This window comes from Streptomyces liliiviolaceus (genome assembly GCF_018070025.1).
GTDB classification, from domain to species: domain Bacteria; phylum Actinomycetota; class Actinomycetes; order Streptomycetales; family Streptomycetaceae; genus Streptomyces; species Streptomyces liliiviolaceus.
The window spans coordinates 483,670-498,624 of record NZ_JAGPYQ010000002.1 but is presented as its reverse complement, the minus strand read 5'-3'; the positions used below and the strand labels follow the sequence as shown (position 1 = coordinate 498,624).

Annotated in this window: 15 protein-coding genes; 7 read left to right on the top strand and 8 right to left on the bottom strand. The window is 71.1% G+C overall.

Annotation, left to right across the window (positions count from 1 at the left end):
* Positions 1-3: 3 nt before the first annotated feature.
* From J8N05_RS37575 to J8N05_RS37545, 7 genes are read left to right on the top strand one after another with little or no spacing between them, the layout of a single operon-like run.
* Complete coding sequence (locus J8N05_RS37575) at positions 4-1,035, top strand: MupA/Atu3671 family FMN-dependent luciferase-like monooxygenase (RefSeq protein ID WP_210891182.1); 1,032 nt, start codon at positions 4-6, stop codon at positions 1,033-1,035.
* A complete protein-coding gene (locus J8N05_RS37570) occupies positions 1,032-2,423 on the top strand; it encodes a condensation domain-containing protein (RefSeq protein WP_210891179.1) in 1,392 nt (463 codons plus the stop codon). Before J8N05_RS37575 ends, J8N05_RS37570 begins: the two co-directional genes overlap by 4 nt.
* The gene (locus tag J8N05_RS37565) at positions 2,420-3,382 is read left to right on the top strand and encodes a beta-ketoacyl-[acyl-carrier-protein] synthase family protein (RefSeq protein ID WP_210891177.1); all 963 of its coding nucleotides are present in this window, start codon (positions 2,420-2,422) and stop codon (positions 3,380-3,382) included. The genes J8N05_RS37570 and J8N05_RS37565 overlap by 4 nt, the downstream gene beginning before the upstream one ends.
* The gene (locus tag J8N05_RS37560) at positions 3,379-3,930 is read left to right on the top strand and encodes a flavin reductase family protein (protein WP_210891175.1); all 552 of its coding nucleotides are present in this window, start codon (positions 3,379-3,381) and stop codon (positions 3,928-3,930) included. Before J8N05_RS37565 ends, J8N05_RS37560 begins: the two co-directional genes overlap by 4 nt.
* Positions 3,931-3,979: 49 nt before the next feature.
* On the top strand, positions 3,980-4,525 hold the full coding sequence (locus tag J8N05_RS37555) for a GNAT family N-acetyltransferase (protein ID WP_210891173.1): 546 nt from the start codon (positions 3,980-3,982) through the stop codon (positions 4,523-4,525).
* A gap of 15 nt (positions 4,526-4,540) precedes the next feature.
* Positions 4,541-5,665, top strand: a complete 1,125-nt coding sequence (locus J8N05_RS37550; protein WP_210891172.1) for an acyl-CoA dehydrogenase family protein — start codon at positions 4,541-4,543, stop codon at positions 5,663-5,665.
* Entirely contained in the window at positions 5,662-6,762 is a 1,101-nt protein-coding gene (locus J8N05_RS37545) for a 3-deoxy-7-phosphoheptulonate synthase (protein WP_210891170.1), read from the top strand. The genes J8N05_RS37550 and J8N05_RS37545 overlap by 4 nt, the downstream gene beginning before the upstream one ends.
* 50 nt (positions 6,763-6,812) lie before the next feature.
* Here the strand turns inward: J8N05_RS37545 and J8N05_RS37540 are convergent, their stop codons facing one another.
* The 8 genes from J8N05_RS37540 to J8N05_RS37505 all read right to left on the bottom strand — a co-directional run bounded on the left by J8N05_RS37540 (position 6,813) and on the right by J8N05_RS37505 (position 14,663).
* The gene (locus J8N05_RS37540; RefSeq protein WP_210891168.1) at positions 6,813-8,093 is read right to left on the bottom strand and encodes a Gfo/Idh/MocA family protein; all 1,281 of its coding nucleotides are present in this window, start codon (positions 8,091-8,093) and stop codon (positions 6,813-6,815) included.
* 110 nt (positions 8,094-8,203) lie between these two features.
* Entirely contained in the window at positions 8,204-8,962 is a 759-nt protein-coding gene (locus J8N05_RS37535; protein ID WP_210891166.1) for an enoyl-CoA hydratase/isomerase family protein, read from the bottom strand.
* A complete protein-coding gene (locus J8N05_RS37530) occupies positions 8,959-10,248 on the bottom strand; it encodes a cytochrome P450 (RefSeq protein ID WP_210891164.1) in 1,290 nt (429 codons plus the stop codon). The genes J8N05_RS37535 and J8N05_RS37530 overlap by 4 nt, the downstream gene beginning before the upstream one ends.
* A 60-nt stretch (positions 10,249-10,308) precedes the next feature.
* On the bottom strand, positions 10,309-11,682 hold the full coding sequence (locus J8N05_RS37525; RefSeq protein ID WP_210891161.1) for a cytochrome P450 family protein: 1,374 nt from the start codon (positions 11,680-11,682) through the stop codon (positions 10,309-10,311).
* Between the two features lie 8 nt (positions 11,683-11,690).
* Positions 11,691-12,251 carry a GTP-binding protein gene (locus J8N05_RS37520; RefSeq protein ID WP_210891160.1) on the bottom strand — a complete coding sequence of 187 codons (561 nt, stop codon included), beginning with the start codon at positions 12,249-12,251 and terminating at the stop codon, positions 11,691-11,693.
* Positions 12,252-12,254: 3 nt separating this feature from the next.
* Positions 12,255-12,641 (bottom strand): DUF742 domain-containing protein, encoded by a 387-nt coding sequence (locus J8N05_RS37515; RefSeq protein WP_210891158.1) that lies wholly within the window; start codon positions 12,639-12,641, stop codon positions 12,255-12,257.
* Positions 12,634-13,479 (bottom strand): roadblock/LC7 domain-containing protein, encoded by an 846-nt coding sequence (locus tag J8N05_RS37510; protein WP_210891156.1) that lies wholly within the window; start codon positions 13,477-13,479, stop codon positions 12,634-12,636. The genes J8N05_RS37515 and J8N05_RS37510 overlap by 8 nt, the downstream gene beginning before the upstream one ends.
* Positions 13,476-14,663, bottom strand: coding sequence for an ATP-binding protein (locus tag J8N05_RS37505; protein WP_210891154.1), 1,188 nt, complete (start codon positions 14,661-14,663; stop codon positions 13,476-13,478). The genes J8N05_RS37510 and J8N05_RS37505 overlap by 4 nt, the downstream gene beginning before the upstream one ends.
* Positions 14,664-14,955: the final 292 nt, after the last annotated feature.

Here is a 14,955-nt window from a genome sequence, read left to right as displayed (position 1 = left end):
CCCATGGAATTCAGCCTGATCTTCTTCTCCGGGGACGAGAAGAACAAGTACCGGTTCGTCTTCGACGCCGCCCGGTACGCCGACGAGAACGGCTTCACCGCCATCTGGACCCCCGAACGGCACTTCCACCGTTTCGGCGGCCTCTACCCCAACCCCTCGGTACTGGGCGCCGCGCTGGCCGGCGCCACCCAGCGCCTCGGCATCCGCGCGGGCAGCGTGGTCCTGCCCCTGCACAGCCCGATCCGGGTGGCCGAGGAGTGGGCGGTGGTCGACAACCTGTCCCACGGACGGGCCGGCATCGCCCTGGCCACGGGGTTCAGCCCGGTCGACTTCGCCATCAACCCGGACGGCTGGCAGGACCGGCGGCAGCGCACCTTCGACGCCGTGGACACCATCCGCGAACTCTGGGAAGGCGCGCCGGTCTCGGCCCAGGACGCCCTCGGCAACTACGTCGAACTGGAACTGCACCCCCAGCCGGTCCAGCCCCAGCTGCCGATCTGGCTCACCTGCACAAAGAGCCCGGACACCTTCGAGACGGCCGGCCGCCTCGGCTGCAACGTACTGACCGCCCTGATCGACATGACCAACGAGGAGCTGGAGGACAAGCTCGCCCTCTACTACAAGACCCTCCAGGACTACGGGCACGATCCGGACGACGTCACCGTCACGCTGATGCTGCACACCTTCATCGGCACCGACCTGGAGGAGGTGCGTGAGACCGTCCGGCCGCCGTTCACGGACTATCTGCGCTCCTTCCTGACCGTCATCGACTCGCAGAAGAAGAACCTCGCGCCGGGAGCAGGGGTACGGGACATGTCCGAGGCCGACCAGGACCAGCTCATCGGGTTCGCCTTCGACAAGTACTTCGAGAAGGGCGCGCTGCTGGGCACCCCCGACTCCTGCACCGCGGTGGTCGACCGCTTCAAAGGCATGGGCGTCAAGGAGATCGCCTGCCTCATCGACTTCGGCGTGGACGAACAACTCGTCGTCGAGAGCCTGAGTCACCTCAACGAACTACGGAGGCGCTACGCATGACCGCCGGTGTCCCCGCGGAGCTGGCCGCACGGCTCGCCGCGCTCACCCCCGACCAACTGGACCGGCTCCGAGCCCGGTTACGCGAACAGGCCCCGCGCACCCAGGCGCGGCCGACCCCGGGCCAGGAGCGGCTGTGGCGCGCCCATCACACCGCCGCCGGGCGGCCCGTGGACGTGGTCTGCCAGGCCGTGCGCTTGACCGGAGCCCCGGTCGACCTCGACCTGCTGGCCGAACGCGTCCAGGGCTTCGTCCGCGCCCACGAGGCGCTGCGCACCACGTTCGAGGAACACCTCGGGGCCGTGCGGCCGGTGGTGCACGAGGACCTGCCTCCCCGGCTGGTCCGCACCCGTTGCCCCGGCGGCCCGGAGCAGGCGCACGCCCTGGCCCGCGAGTTGGCGCACGAGCCGTTCGACCTGGCCGAAGGGCCGCTCCTGCGGGTGGCCCTGGCCGAGGGAGCCTCCGGCGAGGAGGCCTGGCTGCTCGTCGTCGTACACAACCTGGTGTTTGACGCCTGGTCCTTCGAGCTGCTGCTCGACGAACTCGCCCGCGACCCCGCCGTGCCCGCTCCCGCGACGCGCCCCTTCGGCCGTTTCGCCCTGGAGCAGGCCGAGTCGACGGCCGGACCACAGGGCCGGGCGGCGGCCCGCTTCTGGGCGGACGAACTGGCGGACGCCCCGCCTCCGCTCGCCACCGACCGCCCCCGGGGGCAGGCCGCCCCCGGCACGGGTGGACGCGTGGAGTTCACCCTGCCCGCCGCCGTGGCCCAGGGCATCGCCGAAGCGGCCAGGGGCTCGGCCGCCACCGCCTACGCCGGCTGGGCGGCCGTCGCGTGGGCCACGCTCGCCGAGTTCAGTGGCCGGCCGGACGTGCTGCTCGGCACCTTCACCGCCAACCGGGACCGGCCGGACGCACAGCAGACCGTCGGCTACCTGCTCAACGTACTGCCGCTGCGGCTGCGCGACCCCGGCGACGGCACCTGGGGGGCGCGGATCAGGGCGGCCCACACGGCGTCGAAACGGGGGCTGCGGCATGCGGCGTACCCGGCGGAGCTGATCGCCACCGAACGCCGACTCCCCGGCCTGCACCCGCTGTTCGACGTGGCGTTCGTGTTCGACAGCCCGGCCGAGGGTCCTCGCAGGGTGCAGGGTGCCGTCGTGTCCACGTCGGACGTGGACAAGGGCGTGGCCCGCTACGGCCTGACACTCGCGGTCCATCCCGCCCCCGAAGGCGCCTCCGGCTGGATCGAGTACGACACCGGGCTGTACGACAGAAGCACGGTGGACCACCTGGCCGAACGGTTCACGGCGCTGGCCGCGCAGGCGTCCGGTACGGCGGGGCCCGCGTCAGGTTCCGGGTCAGGGCACGCGTCGCGAGAGGCCGGACAGTGATCACGCCGCGGCTGTGCGCCGCCGCCTACGAACTGGGCGAGTACGAGGCTCCCGTGACCGAACTCCCGGAACTGGGTGCCGCACCGGACGTGGCGGCCGAACTGACCTCCCCGGCGGCCGGGTTCTCCGTCTACCGCTGGTCGCAGGCCCCGCTGGTGGAGCTGATGGCCGCGGCCGCGCAGAAGTGCCTGGCCGGAGCGGGCGTCCCGGGCAAGGCCGTGGACACGGTCCTGCTCGCCACGGACTCTCTCCCGCCCGATCGCCGCGCCCACCGCGAGGTCGCCGACCTGCTCCAGGAGACCGGCATGACCGGTGCCACCGTCGCCACGCTCGGCCTGATGGACTGTGCCACGGCGATGTTCGCGCTGGGCAACGCGGCCTCACTGGTCCGGGACGGCACCGCACGGCACGTCATGGTCATCAGCGGTGACCTGGCCGACTTGTCGACCGGCGGGGAGCGCCTGGTGGCCGGTGGCGCGGCCATCGCCAGCGACGGGGCGGCCGCCGCCCTGGTCTCCGCCGGCGAACCGGGCCTGCCGATCCTGGCCATGGCCCACCACGGCGCGGCCGAGGAGCGCCGGGACGCGCCGCCGCACCAGCGGCTGACCGCCCGCCTGACCGCCTACCGGGAGCTGTTCACCGGCCTGTCGGACCGGCACCGCGTCCGGCCGGACGTCTCGCTCGTCCTGCCCAGCAACTTCGCGCGCAACGTGATGGAGATGTACCTCGCCGACGTCGGGTTCGACAGCCGGCGGATCGCGATGGACAGCGTGGGTCGCATCGCCCACTGTCAGGGCAGCGACCCGCTGATCCATCTCGCCGATCGGCTCGGCGCACCGGAACCCGCCACCGGCCCGGGCACCCCGGAGGAGTACGTCCTGCTCGGCGCCGGCATGTCCCATCTGGCCGCGGTGCTGCTCGGCGCCGACGTGCTCCCGGCGGAGGGAGAGATCCGTTGACCATCCACGCCACGGCCGCGGAGCCGGTGACCGCCTCGCTCCTGCGCACCACGGCCCGCTGCCTTCCCACCGGGGTGACCGTGGTGACCAGCGGGCTCGGTCCCCACGTGCACGGGATGACGGTCAACTCCTTCACGACCCTGTCGCTCGAACCCCCGCTGGTGTCCTTCAGCGTGCGGCACGACGCCAGGATCAGAGGGCTGGTGGAGCGGACCGGCGGCTTCGTCGTCAACGTCCTCGCCGCCGAACAGGCCGAGCTGGCCCGGTGGTTCGCCAACCGGAACCGCCCGCTGGGCGCGGAGAGCTTCGCCGAGGTGCGTACCGAGGACGAGCCGGTGACCGGCGGTGTACGCATCGCCGGGGCCGTCGGCCACTTCGACTGCCGGGCCGTGCGGTTCATCGAACTCGGCGACCACATGCTGGTGGTCGGCCTGGTGCAGGAGTGCGGCGCCCGCGAGAAGGTACCTCAACTGCTCTTCGTGGACGGTGAGTTGAGTCCCGCTCCGGCCCGTCCCGCCGCCCGACCGCCCCGAGCCGAGGAACAGTGATCCGGTCAGTGACCCGAGAAGTGATCCGGGAAAGGAGCAGGACCCGAAGATGACCGCACCGCGCATCCGTGCACTCCCGCGCATCCGCGCACTCCAGGAGTCGGACTATCCCTCGCTGATCGCCCAGGTGGACGAGTGGTGGGGCCGCCCGGCGGCCCACATGCTGCCCCGGCTGTTCCTGCGCCACTTCCACGCGACGAGCCTGGCGGCCGTGACCGACCAGGGGGTGCTCGCCGGGTTCCTGGTCGGCATCGTCTCGCCCTCCGAACCGGGGGAGGCGCACACCCACTTCATCGCGGTCGCCCCCGGCCACCGCAGGTCCGGCCTCGGCAGGGTGCTCTACAGACGGTTCTTCGAGCTGGCCGGCGGACAGGGGTGCCGGACCGTCACCGCTGTCGTGTCACCCGGCAACACCCGGTCCCAGCGCTTCCATCTCGCGACGGGGTTCGAGGCGATTCCCCTGCCGTCGGCGGGCCCGCCGGACACGGAGAACGTGACGGGCACGGCGAAGGTGACGGGCACGGAGAGCCTGCCCGTCTGGAAGGACTGGGACGGCCCGGGGGAGGACCGCGTCCGGTTCTCGTACGCACTGTGACGAGGAGAGTCACCCATGCTGAACATACTCACCACCGAACGGGCCGTCCTCGACAAGGCGCTGCCCGGATTCGACGACCGGCTGGCCGAACTCGGCACGGCGGCCGTGGAGGACCCCGACACCCACGTCATCGAGGAGTTCCGCGAAGCCGGCGGTGGCAACGTCCTCATCCCCGTCGCCCGGGGTGGCGGCGGCCTGAGCTGCCTGGAAGGGGCACGTCTGCAGCGGGCGGTGGGCAGCCGGGCCCCCTCACTGGCCGTGGCGTCGACCATGCACCACTACAAGGTGGCGTGGCTGGCCCACGTGCTGGGCGACGGCGCGGCCGACGTGCTCTCGCAGATCGTCGGCCGACGGCTGCTCGTCTCCTCCTGTGGAGCAGAAGGCGCTTCCGGCAAACAGCTCTTCGCACCCGGCATCAGGGTCGCCGCGGCGAACGGCGGCGGTCTGCGGCTCACCGGCTCCAAGCGGCCCTGTTCCCTGGTCGGATCGATGGGCCTGTTGACCCTGCTGGCACCCGGGCCGCCGGATTCACCGTACGCGGGCGACCTGCTGATCGTGATGGTGCCCGCCGAGACGCCCGGACTGCGCCGGGAGCCCTTCTGGGGAAACCACGCTCTGCGGGCCGCGCAGACCGACGCCGTGGTGCTGGACGACGTGTTCGTCCCGGACCACATGATCGTCCCGCTGGGCGACCCGGAGCAGGCGGCCGGCCGGCTGAACTCGCTCATGGCACGCTTCCTGATCCTGATCACCGCCGCGTACGTGGGCATCGCCACCGGCCAGGTGGAGCGGCTCTTCGCGGACGGACGAGGACAGGCGGGCGACCGGGTGACGGCCTTCGGCCCGCTGGAGACGGTGTCGGCCGCCGTCGAGGCCGTCGCCCGCGAGCTGGACGACGGCTCACCGGAGGAAGCGCTCATGGGCCGGATCCTGCTGATCCGGTACACCGCCCAGCGGGCGATCGCGGAGGCCACCGACCGGGTCCTGGAGCTGATGGGCGGCATGTCCTTCGTGCGCGACGGCCACGGAGTGGACCTGCTGGCCGCCAGTCGAGCCCTGGCCTTCCACCCTCCGTCGGAGCCCACCATGCGGGAGCCGCTGGACTCGTGGCTGAGCGGGGGCAAGCTCTCGCTGCTGTGAACCACACCGAGACAGGGACCGGGACCGAGCCCGACGCCGCACACCCGCCCCTGATATGGCCGGGAGAGGCCGAGGAACTGTGCGGGAAGCTGGCCGCCGCCGCCCGGGGCGAGGCCTTCCTGCTCCACGCGGGCAGCGGCACCCCGCCGGGAGCGGTGCCCCGCGCCGAGCACATCGCCCGGCAACTGACCGTGCTGGCACAGGGAACGGTCGTCCTGTCGTACGCGCTCGGCGTCCCGGTCGTGCCCGTCGCCGAGATCCACGCACCACCGGCCGAGGGCCGCACCGGGCCCGCCCGGCTCCCGGACGTCCACCGGGCGTCGGCCATGACCCTCAACCTGGTGCGGGCGTTCGGCAGCGAGGTCCGCCCGGAGGTGTCGTGGGCGCACGAACTGAACCGGGCGTTCGTCGCGAACTCCCCGGAGCGCGCCCGTTACGAGCCGCTGACCGGTGGGATCGGCTCCGCGCTGAGCTTCCTGCACGCCTGCGGAGGCAGGCCGGCGGTGCTGCCGCGGCCCGCCGTCAGCCGTACCGCTCTCGCGGGCGACTCCGCCCCGCCCCCGGCCGACGTCCCCGGCGGCGACCGGTGGGACCCCGTCGGCCACATGGTCTGGCTGCACCACTCCTCGGCCGGGGCCGACCACGTGTCGGCCGGTGCCGTGGCGCGGATCAGCAACCCCGTCGGTGTGGTGGTGGAGGCCGAGACCACCCACGACGCTGTCCTCGCCCTGATCGACCGGCTCGACCCCGAGCGCTCCGCGGGACGGCTCACCTTCCTCACCCGGTTCGGGGCGGACCGCGTCACCGATGTCCTGCCGGAACTGGTGCAGAAGGTCGCCTCCACCGAGGCCGACGTCGTCTGGGCCTGCGACCCCTGGCACCGCAACCGCCGGGACCCGGCGGGCGTGCTCGCCGAGGCCGGCGCCTTCGTCGCACTGCACCGGACGCTCGGCACCCACGCGGGCGGCCTCCACCTGCCCCCGCAAGAGGGGGCCGACGGTCGTCCCGGTGCACTGGACCTGGTCTTCGCGCTGGCCACGGCGGTCACCGGCGGCCGGAGCCACTCACCCACGACCGCGACCCCGAACGCCGAGTAGCCCGGCAGAAGAGCAGAAGAGCAGAAGAGCAATAGACGCGTACGCCGAGGTCAGGAGGCAGGACCGGCGTCCGTCCGCGGGTCCCGCTCAGGCCGGACGGTGGTCTGGTGGCGGTCGAAGTAGTCGACCAGCGCCGGGTCCGGTGCGGCCACGGCGACCGGAGTGCCGTTCGTCCGCAGGGAGGTCGTCGCCGCAGCCGCGCAGGCCACCGCCTCGCGGGCGGCCACCGGGGAGGTCTCGGTGGGGCCTCCCGTGGCGGCGAAGCGCAGGAACTCGTCGACCAGCGCCCGGTCCGCGCCGCCGTGCAGGCCGTCCTCCTGCGCCGGGACGGCGACGCTGAGGTCGGCGTCCTGGCGGTAGCCGGACCGGCGCCGGTTCCAGACCTTGATGGTGGCGGGGTCGCCGTCGATACCGTCGCCGAAGTTCTCCAGACGGCCCTCGTCGCCGATGACGGTGTAGTTGCGCCAGTAGTCGGGGGTGAAGTGGCACTGCTGGTAGCTGGTGAGCACGCCGTTGTCCAGGCGGCCGAGCATCATGCTGAGGTCTTCGACGTCGACGACCGGGTTGAGATCGCGCAGGGCCGACGGCGGCCAGACGTCGGGGTCGTACCAGTCGGGCATCCGCTCACCGCCGGGTACGGGAGTCCCCGCGGGGCGGCGCGGATTGTCGCCGTAGACGGCGAGCGTGCCATGGGCGACGACGTCCCGGGTGTAGCCGCCGGCCAGCCAGTGGATCACATCGAGGTCGTGCGCGCCCTTCTGCAGCAACAGCCCGTTGGTGTGCGCCCGTTCGGCATGCCAGTCCTTGAAGTAGAAGTCCCCGCCGTGACCGACGAAGTGGCGGCACCAGATGGAACGCACGGTGCCGATCTCCCCCTTGTCGATCAGCTCCCGCATCCGGCGCAGCATCGGCAGATGGCGCAGGTTGTGGCCGACGTACAGCCGGGTGCGGGAGCGGAAGGCGGCGGAGAGCAGGGCGTCGCAGTCCTCGACGGTGATCGCGAGGGGTTTCTCCACGAACACCGCGGTCCCGGCGTCGAGGAAGAACAGCGCGGGCCCGGTGTGCAGATGGTCGGGGGTGAGGACGAACACCGCGTCCAGCCCGTCGCCGAGCATGTCCTCGTACCGTTCGTGCACCGCGACGTCCGCCCCGAACAGACGCCTGGCGTCCTCGCGGCCACGGGAGTCGGGGTCGGCGCAGGACACCACCCGGGCGACCCCCGGCCGGTTCGCCAATGTGGCCAGCGGCGCCCGCTGACCGACGCCCACCACCCCGACACGCAGTTCGGCATGCGACGGCCCGGTATCCGCGGGCTGCGCGCGATCGTCCATGTACCCGTCCCTTCACGGATCTTCGGCAATGGGGCTGATCGTTGCTCTCCGGCAGTACGCGCCCGGCGGCGCGGACGCACCGACCGCAGTGCGTCCGCGCCGTGTCAGGGCTACTTGAGTGTGCTGGACAGAAGGTGGGAGTCGAGGAGGGAGACGTTGGCCGTGCCGGTCCGTGCGTAGCCGGCGAGCATGCGCTTGGTCAGGACGAGGGTCTCGGGCGAGCGTCGGGCGAGCGGTCTCGTCCACGCGTCGACGGTGCGGTCCAGTTGGTCGTGGGGAACCACTTTGTGGAGCAGGCCGATCCGGTGGGCGGTGGACGCGTCGAAGACCTCGCAGGTGAGCGCCAGTTCGCGGATCGGTGCGACGCCGACCTCGGATATCAGCCGGCCCAGGGCGCCTCCCCAGGCGGGTGGGAGGCCCAGTGCGACTTCGGGCATGCGGAATCGGCAGGTGTCCGAGCCCGCCCGCAGATCGCAGAACGCGGCCAGGGCGAGTCCGGCGCCGACGACCTTGCCGTGGAGCCGGGCGATGGTGACGGCGTGGGTGTTCTCCAGGGCGTGACAGAGGCGGTGGGCCTTGTCCACGGCCCGTCGCAGGGCGGCGCCGGACGGGTCGGCGGTGACCGCGTCCAGGTACTCGCCGCGGTCCGCTCCGGTGCAGAAGTCCGGTCCGAGGGAGGACAGGACCAGGACACGGACGTCGGGCCGTCCGTGCAGAGAGTCCAGCAGGGCGATGAGGTCGTCGATCGCGGCGGCGCTCAGGACGTCGTCCTGCCCGTCGGGATTGAGGCGGACGCGCAGGACGGGACCGTCCTGCTCGGTGTCGATGGCGGAGGGGCGGACGGCGGGGGGCGGGAGTATGTGGTTCATGCGAGGGCGACGTCCAGGTTCAGCAGACGCCTGAAGGCCACTCTGGGTGCCCTGAGCGGGCGTCGGGCCAGGGTGAGGCGGGGCAGGCGTCCGACCAGTTGGCGCAGGAGGGTGTGGGCTTCGAGTCGGGCCAGCGGGGCGCCGAGGCAGTAGTGGATGCCTCCGCTGAAGGCGAGGTTGTGGAAGGCCTTGCGGTGCGGGTCGAACCGGTCGGGATCGGGGTGCTTCGCCGGGTCGCGGTGGGCGGCGCCCACCATGAGGTGGACCATGTCGTCGGCCCGGACCTCGACGCCGTCCAGCAGGCCGTCCCGTGCGGCGACCCGGCTGATCACGTGAGCCGGCGGGTCGTAGCGCAGTGTCTCCTCCACGAAGGCGGGTACCAGGTCGGGGCGGGCGGTCAGCAGGTCCCAGCGTGCGGGGTCCTCGACGAGGTGGAGCGTCATGGTGGACAACAGGGTCGAGGTGGTCTCCAGAGCGGCCAGCAGGACGAACAGGACGAGGAAGTAGACCGCCTCGTCGGCCTTGTCGGGGTCGGACTCCATGGCGTCCCAGGTGGTGATCCAGCGCGAGACGGGGTCGTCGCCGGGGTGCCGGCGCCGGTCGCGTATGAGCTCCATGAAGTAGGAGCGCAGTTCGGCCATCGCGACGTCGGACCGGGCCAACTGGCTGCCGGAGGGCAGCAGTTCCTGGGTGAAGACCTGTTCATGGGTCAGTTCGCGCAGCCGTGGCCAGTCGGCCGACGGCAGGGCGAGCCAGGCGCCGATGGTGGCGATCGGCAGTTCCTCGCTGACCAGGGCGGCGAAGTCCGCGTGCTCCTCGCCGTCCCTGAGGCGTTCGGCCAGGGTGTCGAGGAGACCGTCGGTGAGCCGGAGGACAGTGCGGCTCATCTGTTGGATGGCCGTCCGGTCGAATCCGCCCGCCGCCCTGCGCACCCTGGTGTGCTCCGGTGGGTTGAGAGCGGGCATCGTGCTGCCTATCTCGCGCGATGACGGAGCACTCCAGCGGGTGCGGGGGCCCTGCCGGTCGCGCCAGCCCTTGTCCGGCTCCAGCCACTCGGCGCTGCGCAGTACGCGGTCGCAGGCGTCGAAGCTGGTGACGAGGAAGCCGCCCCAGGGTGCGGGGCGGACTCCGCCCTTGGACCGTAGTTCCGTGTAGAGGGGGAAGGGATCAGCCTGTCCTTCCGCCGTCCGCAGACGGGAGAAGAGGGAGACGGTGGCGCGGCGGTCGGACGACGACGTCGTGAGGCTGCCCACGGTGGCGGCTCCTTTCTGAGCAACAGCCGCCATACGTACCCGTGAGGTTATTGAAGCATCCAATAACACTGTGTCCTCATAGGGTTACTTACGTCACTCGCCCCTGGTCCATGCCAGGAACCGACTGAAAAGGCCGGACTTGGCCTTGGATGCGGAGGGCGCCGCCGACTGCTGGTACGAGGCGGTGGGGTACTGCGCCGCGTGCGACGGCGAGGCGTCCTGGGGCCGGGAGGACTCCGCGGCGGTCTGGGTCACGCTGCGCGGGGTGAACCGGATCGGGACGCTGACCAGGGACCGGCTCCAGGGCGCGGGCACCCAGGCGAGATCCTGGAAGCGGACGCGCGTCTCGACGTCGGGCAGCCGGTTGAGGAGCGACTCGACGGCGGTGACGGCGATCATGAACGCCGGGTCCTTGGCGGGGCACGCGTGCGGTCCGGCGCCGAAGGCGAGGTGGGCCTTGCCGCTGAGCTGCTCGCGGTGCTCGGTCAGCTTCGGGTCGGTGTTGGCCGCGGCGAAGGAGATGACCACCGGGTCGTTGGCGCGCAGCACCCGGCCGCCCAGGTCGACGTCGTGGGTCGGGTAGTGGGCCGCGTAGTTGGCGATCGGCGCGTAGTTCCACAGGGTCTGGACGACCGCGTCCTCGACCGGGAGGCCGGCCGGCCAGTCCTCTCCGAGGTACAGCGCGCTGCTCGTGCCGATGGCCGCGGCCAGAGGCGCGGTGCCGCCGGAGAGCAGGGTCACGAGCTGGTGCAGCACCTCCTCGTCGCTGAGGCCCGCGGCGTGCTGCATGAGCCGCGTCGTCACGTCGTTGCCGGGCCGGCGGTGCTTGAGGGCGATCAGTTCGCCGAGCGCGCCGCCCAGGACCTGGTCGGCGCCGGGGGTCCCCTCGAAGATGCCGCTGATGCCCGCGATGACGCGGTCGCCGATCTCGGGCGGGCAGCCGAACAGGTCGCTGAAGACGAGCAGCGGCAGCGGCTGGGCGTAGTCGGCCATCAGATCCGCCTGGCCGCGCACGTCCGAGGAGAACTGGCTGATCAGGTAGTCGGCGGACTGCTGGGTCTGCCGCACGAGCTGGAGCTCGTCGATGCTGGCGAGGCTGTCGGTGACGGCCTGGCGGAGCCGGGCATGGGCGGCACCGTCGCTGAAGAGGGCGTTGGGCCGGTAGCCCATCATGGGCAGGGCGGGGCTGTCCGCGGGGACCCGGCCCTCGTTCAGCGCGTTCCAGCGGCGTGAGTCGCGGACGAAGGAGGCGGGGTTCTGCAGGATGTACAGGGCCGCGTCGTAGCTGGTGACCAGTTCGACCTCGACGTCGGGGGCGATGTCGACGGGGGCGCTGGGGCCGAGCGAGCGCAGGTTCTCGTAGTGGCGCTCGGGGTCGGAGCCGAACTCCGGGCCGAACAGCTGGGTGTTGCCGTGCGCGGGGCACCCGGGCGGCGGTGTCGGGTGGGAGTTGATCTGGTGTTGCATGCCGGCTCCTAGCCGAGTATGGACATGAGGTGCTGCACGAGGGTGATGAGGGACTGCGCCGAGGACGTGCGGTCACGCACGTCGCAGTGCACGATCGGGGTGTCCTCGGCGAGGTTGAGCGCCTCGCGGACTTCGTCGAGCGGGTACTCGGTGGTGCCCTCGAAGTGGTTGACGCCGATGGTGTACGTCAGGCCGAAGCGCTCGACCAGGTCCAGGATGGGGAAGCTGTCGTGCAGTCGAGTGGGGTCGACCAGGACGAGGGCGCCCAGCGCGCCCCGTGACAGTGCTTCCCACATCTCCTTGAAGCGTTCCTGCCCGGGGGTTCCGAAGAGGTAGAGCACGAGGGTGTCGCTGAGGGTGAGACGGCCGAAGTCCATGGCCACGGTGGTGGTCGTCTTGTTCGGTGTCCCCGACAGATCGTCGAAGCCCTCGCTGGCCTCGGTGATCTCCTCCTCGGTCTGCAGCGGTTCGATCTCGGAGATGCTGTTGATCAGGGTGGTCTTCCCGACCCCGAAATGACCCACGACGAGGATCTTGACCGAGTTGGAAGTCTCTGGATTCAGATACACGGCTTACGCTCCGAATTTGGTTCTGAGGCCATCCAGCACGGCGCTGAGGAGTTCGCGTTCGGCGCGTTCGACCCGGGGAATGGGCTTGCGTACGAGAATGAGGCCGTCCTCCTCCAGCTGCGCCAGCAGGATCCGCACGATGCCCAGGGGCAGGTGGGTGTGGCCCGAGACCTCCGCCACCGACAGGAATCCGTCGGCGACCAGATTCATGACCTTGCGTGCCTCGGGGGACAGGGCACGCGCGGCCGCGGACGAGCCGCTGTCGTGCGCGGTCACCAACGCGGTGTGCTCGTACTCGTGGTCCGAGGGGAGCCCACGCCCGTTCGTGATCACGAAGAGAGGGACTAATGGGGAGGTGAGCTCCAGCTCCTCGTCCGATCCGTCAGACATGGTCGGCCCTCTCTCCCCTGCTCTCAGGCGCCAGGATCCCGGGCACGGCGTCGCACAGCCGCGTCGTGAACTTCTCGATGTCACAGTCGTGTTCGGCGGCGGCGGCCAGGAAGCCGTCGTCCCCGGCCGCGATGAGGAAGATCCAGCCGTGCTGGTACTCGATGACCGTCTGCTGCCATTCGGCGTCCGGGGAACCGCCCGCGAAATCCGCCGCCGCACGGCTGTAGGCGTGAATGCCGGTCATGGCCGCGGACATCGTGTCCGCGAGATCCTTGCCGATCGCCGAGGTCGCCCCGCGCGGCAGCCCGTCGGCGCCGAGCAGCAGCGCGTGCCGGGCGCCGGCCACCTCGGCGACGACCTGGTCGAGCTCCTTGAGCACGAAGTTCGAACCGCCGGCCCCGGCGTGCGGGAGCCGCGCGGCGTCGCTCGTCCGGGAGGGGTCGTCGAGACCGGCCCGCGGCGGTGACGTCAGGTTGTTGCCCAGCCTGGCGACCAGCCGGTTCATCCGGAACGACAGCTGCTGGAGGTCGACGTCGGGCTCCGCGGCGGCGGCCAGATAGGCGCCCTGGCCCGCCCCGATGAGGAACACCCAGCCGTGCGAGAACTCGATGACCGTCTGGTTCCACTGCTGTTCCTGCGCCGCACCGACGAAGTGCGCGGTGGCCCGGCTCAGCGACTGCATCCCGGACATGGCGGCCGAGATCGTCTTCACGTCCTTGTCGGTGAGAGCGTCCGTGGCCCCGCGGGGCAGGCCGTCCGCGGACAGCACGACGGCGTGCCGGGCACCGGGGACGTTGTCCACGATGTCCTTGACCATCCACGACATGTCTGTGGTCATGCGTCCTCGGTCCCTTCGGACGACGGGGTCTCGGCGGCACGGCCCGACATGGTGCCCCGCTGGATGGCGGCCAGGCCACCGGCACCCCGGGCCTTCTTGAACGGGCGGGTGGCCCCGCCGGTGGAACTCCCGCCATCGGTCACGCTCGCCGTGGGGGACTGACGCTCGCCCCGCTTCGGCAGACCGTGCACCGTGCGGCTCTCGGGTTCGTCCTCCCTCGTCGGGATGCGCCGGATCCGGCGTACGGGGGCTTCCTGAGCGGGGGCCTGCGGGGTCTCTTCCATGGTCCACAGCTCCTCAGGCAGCAGGACGACGGCCCGGACGCCGCCGTACCGGGAGACTCCGGTGACGTCCACCTTGAACCCGTACTGGCTCGCGATCAGGCCGACGACAGGGAGACCGAACTTCGGCTGGGCACCGAGCTGGGACAGGCGGGGGGCGGTGGCGCCGGACAGCAGCACGGTCGCCTTCTGCCGGTCCTCGTCGTTCATACCGACACCGGCGTCGTCGATCACGATGCACAGGTTCTTCTGCACGCGCTGGAACGTGACCTCGATGGGTGCGTCGTGCTGCGAGAAGCTGGCGGCGTTGTCGAGCAGCTCGGCGACGGCGAGGGCGACCGGCGAGACCGCGGACGCCTTCAGCGCCATCCCGCTCTGCTGCATGATCTCGACGCGGTTGAAGTTACGGATCTGCCCCTGGGCGTTGCGCACCACGTCGTAGACACTGGCGGGCTGGCTGCGGCGGCTGAGCGGCGCGCCGCACATGACCGCGATGCCCTGGGCCTTGCGGGCCATCTGGGCGGTGGCGTGGTTGACGTCCAGCAGGTCGGACAGCACCGCGTGTCCGCCGTGCTTGCGCTGGATGCCGTCCAGGAGCGTGGTCTGCTCGGCCGCGAGGCTCTGCAGGAAGCGCACCGCGCCCTTGAGGACCGCCTTGGTGCTCTCCTCCGCCGTCCGTTCGGCGTCCCGCAGCGCGCCGTCCTGCTCGGCACGGAACTTCTGCAAGTCGCTCAGAGCGGTCGAGAGCCTGCTCTGGGCCTCGGCCAGCCGGTGCGCCGACTCACGCTCGAACTGTCGTTTTCTTGCTCCCAGAGCTCTGTTGCGGACGACGAGTGCTAGGACTGCGGCGGCGGCTATCACCGCCACAGCACCGAGGCACCATATGAGCACGTCTCGATTCATCGATACCTTTCCCGGGGCGCGACATGCAGACATCGCCGGAACGCGCCTCAGAAAGATCCGCAGCGCACACCTTGGGAACTGCATGAGCGCTACTACGAAGAGCAGGCTGGCCTCAGATCACCACAAAGTTGATCAAGGCCGCAGACGCCGCGATGCTATCACCGCGCGCCACCTCTCCTGAGCGCCCGCTACGCCCTGAAATGACATCAACATCTGCTGAAACAGGTCATGTTGCATGCAGTTTCCGCCAACTCGGGTGCCTCTTCTGCCGCTTGAACACGACACGGCTCGC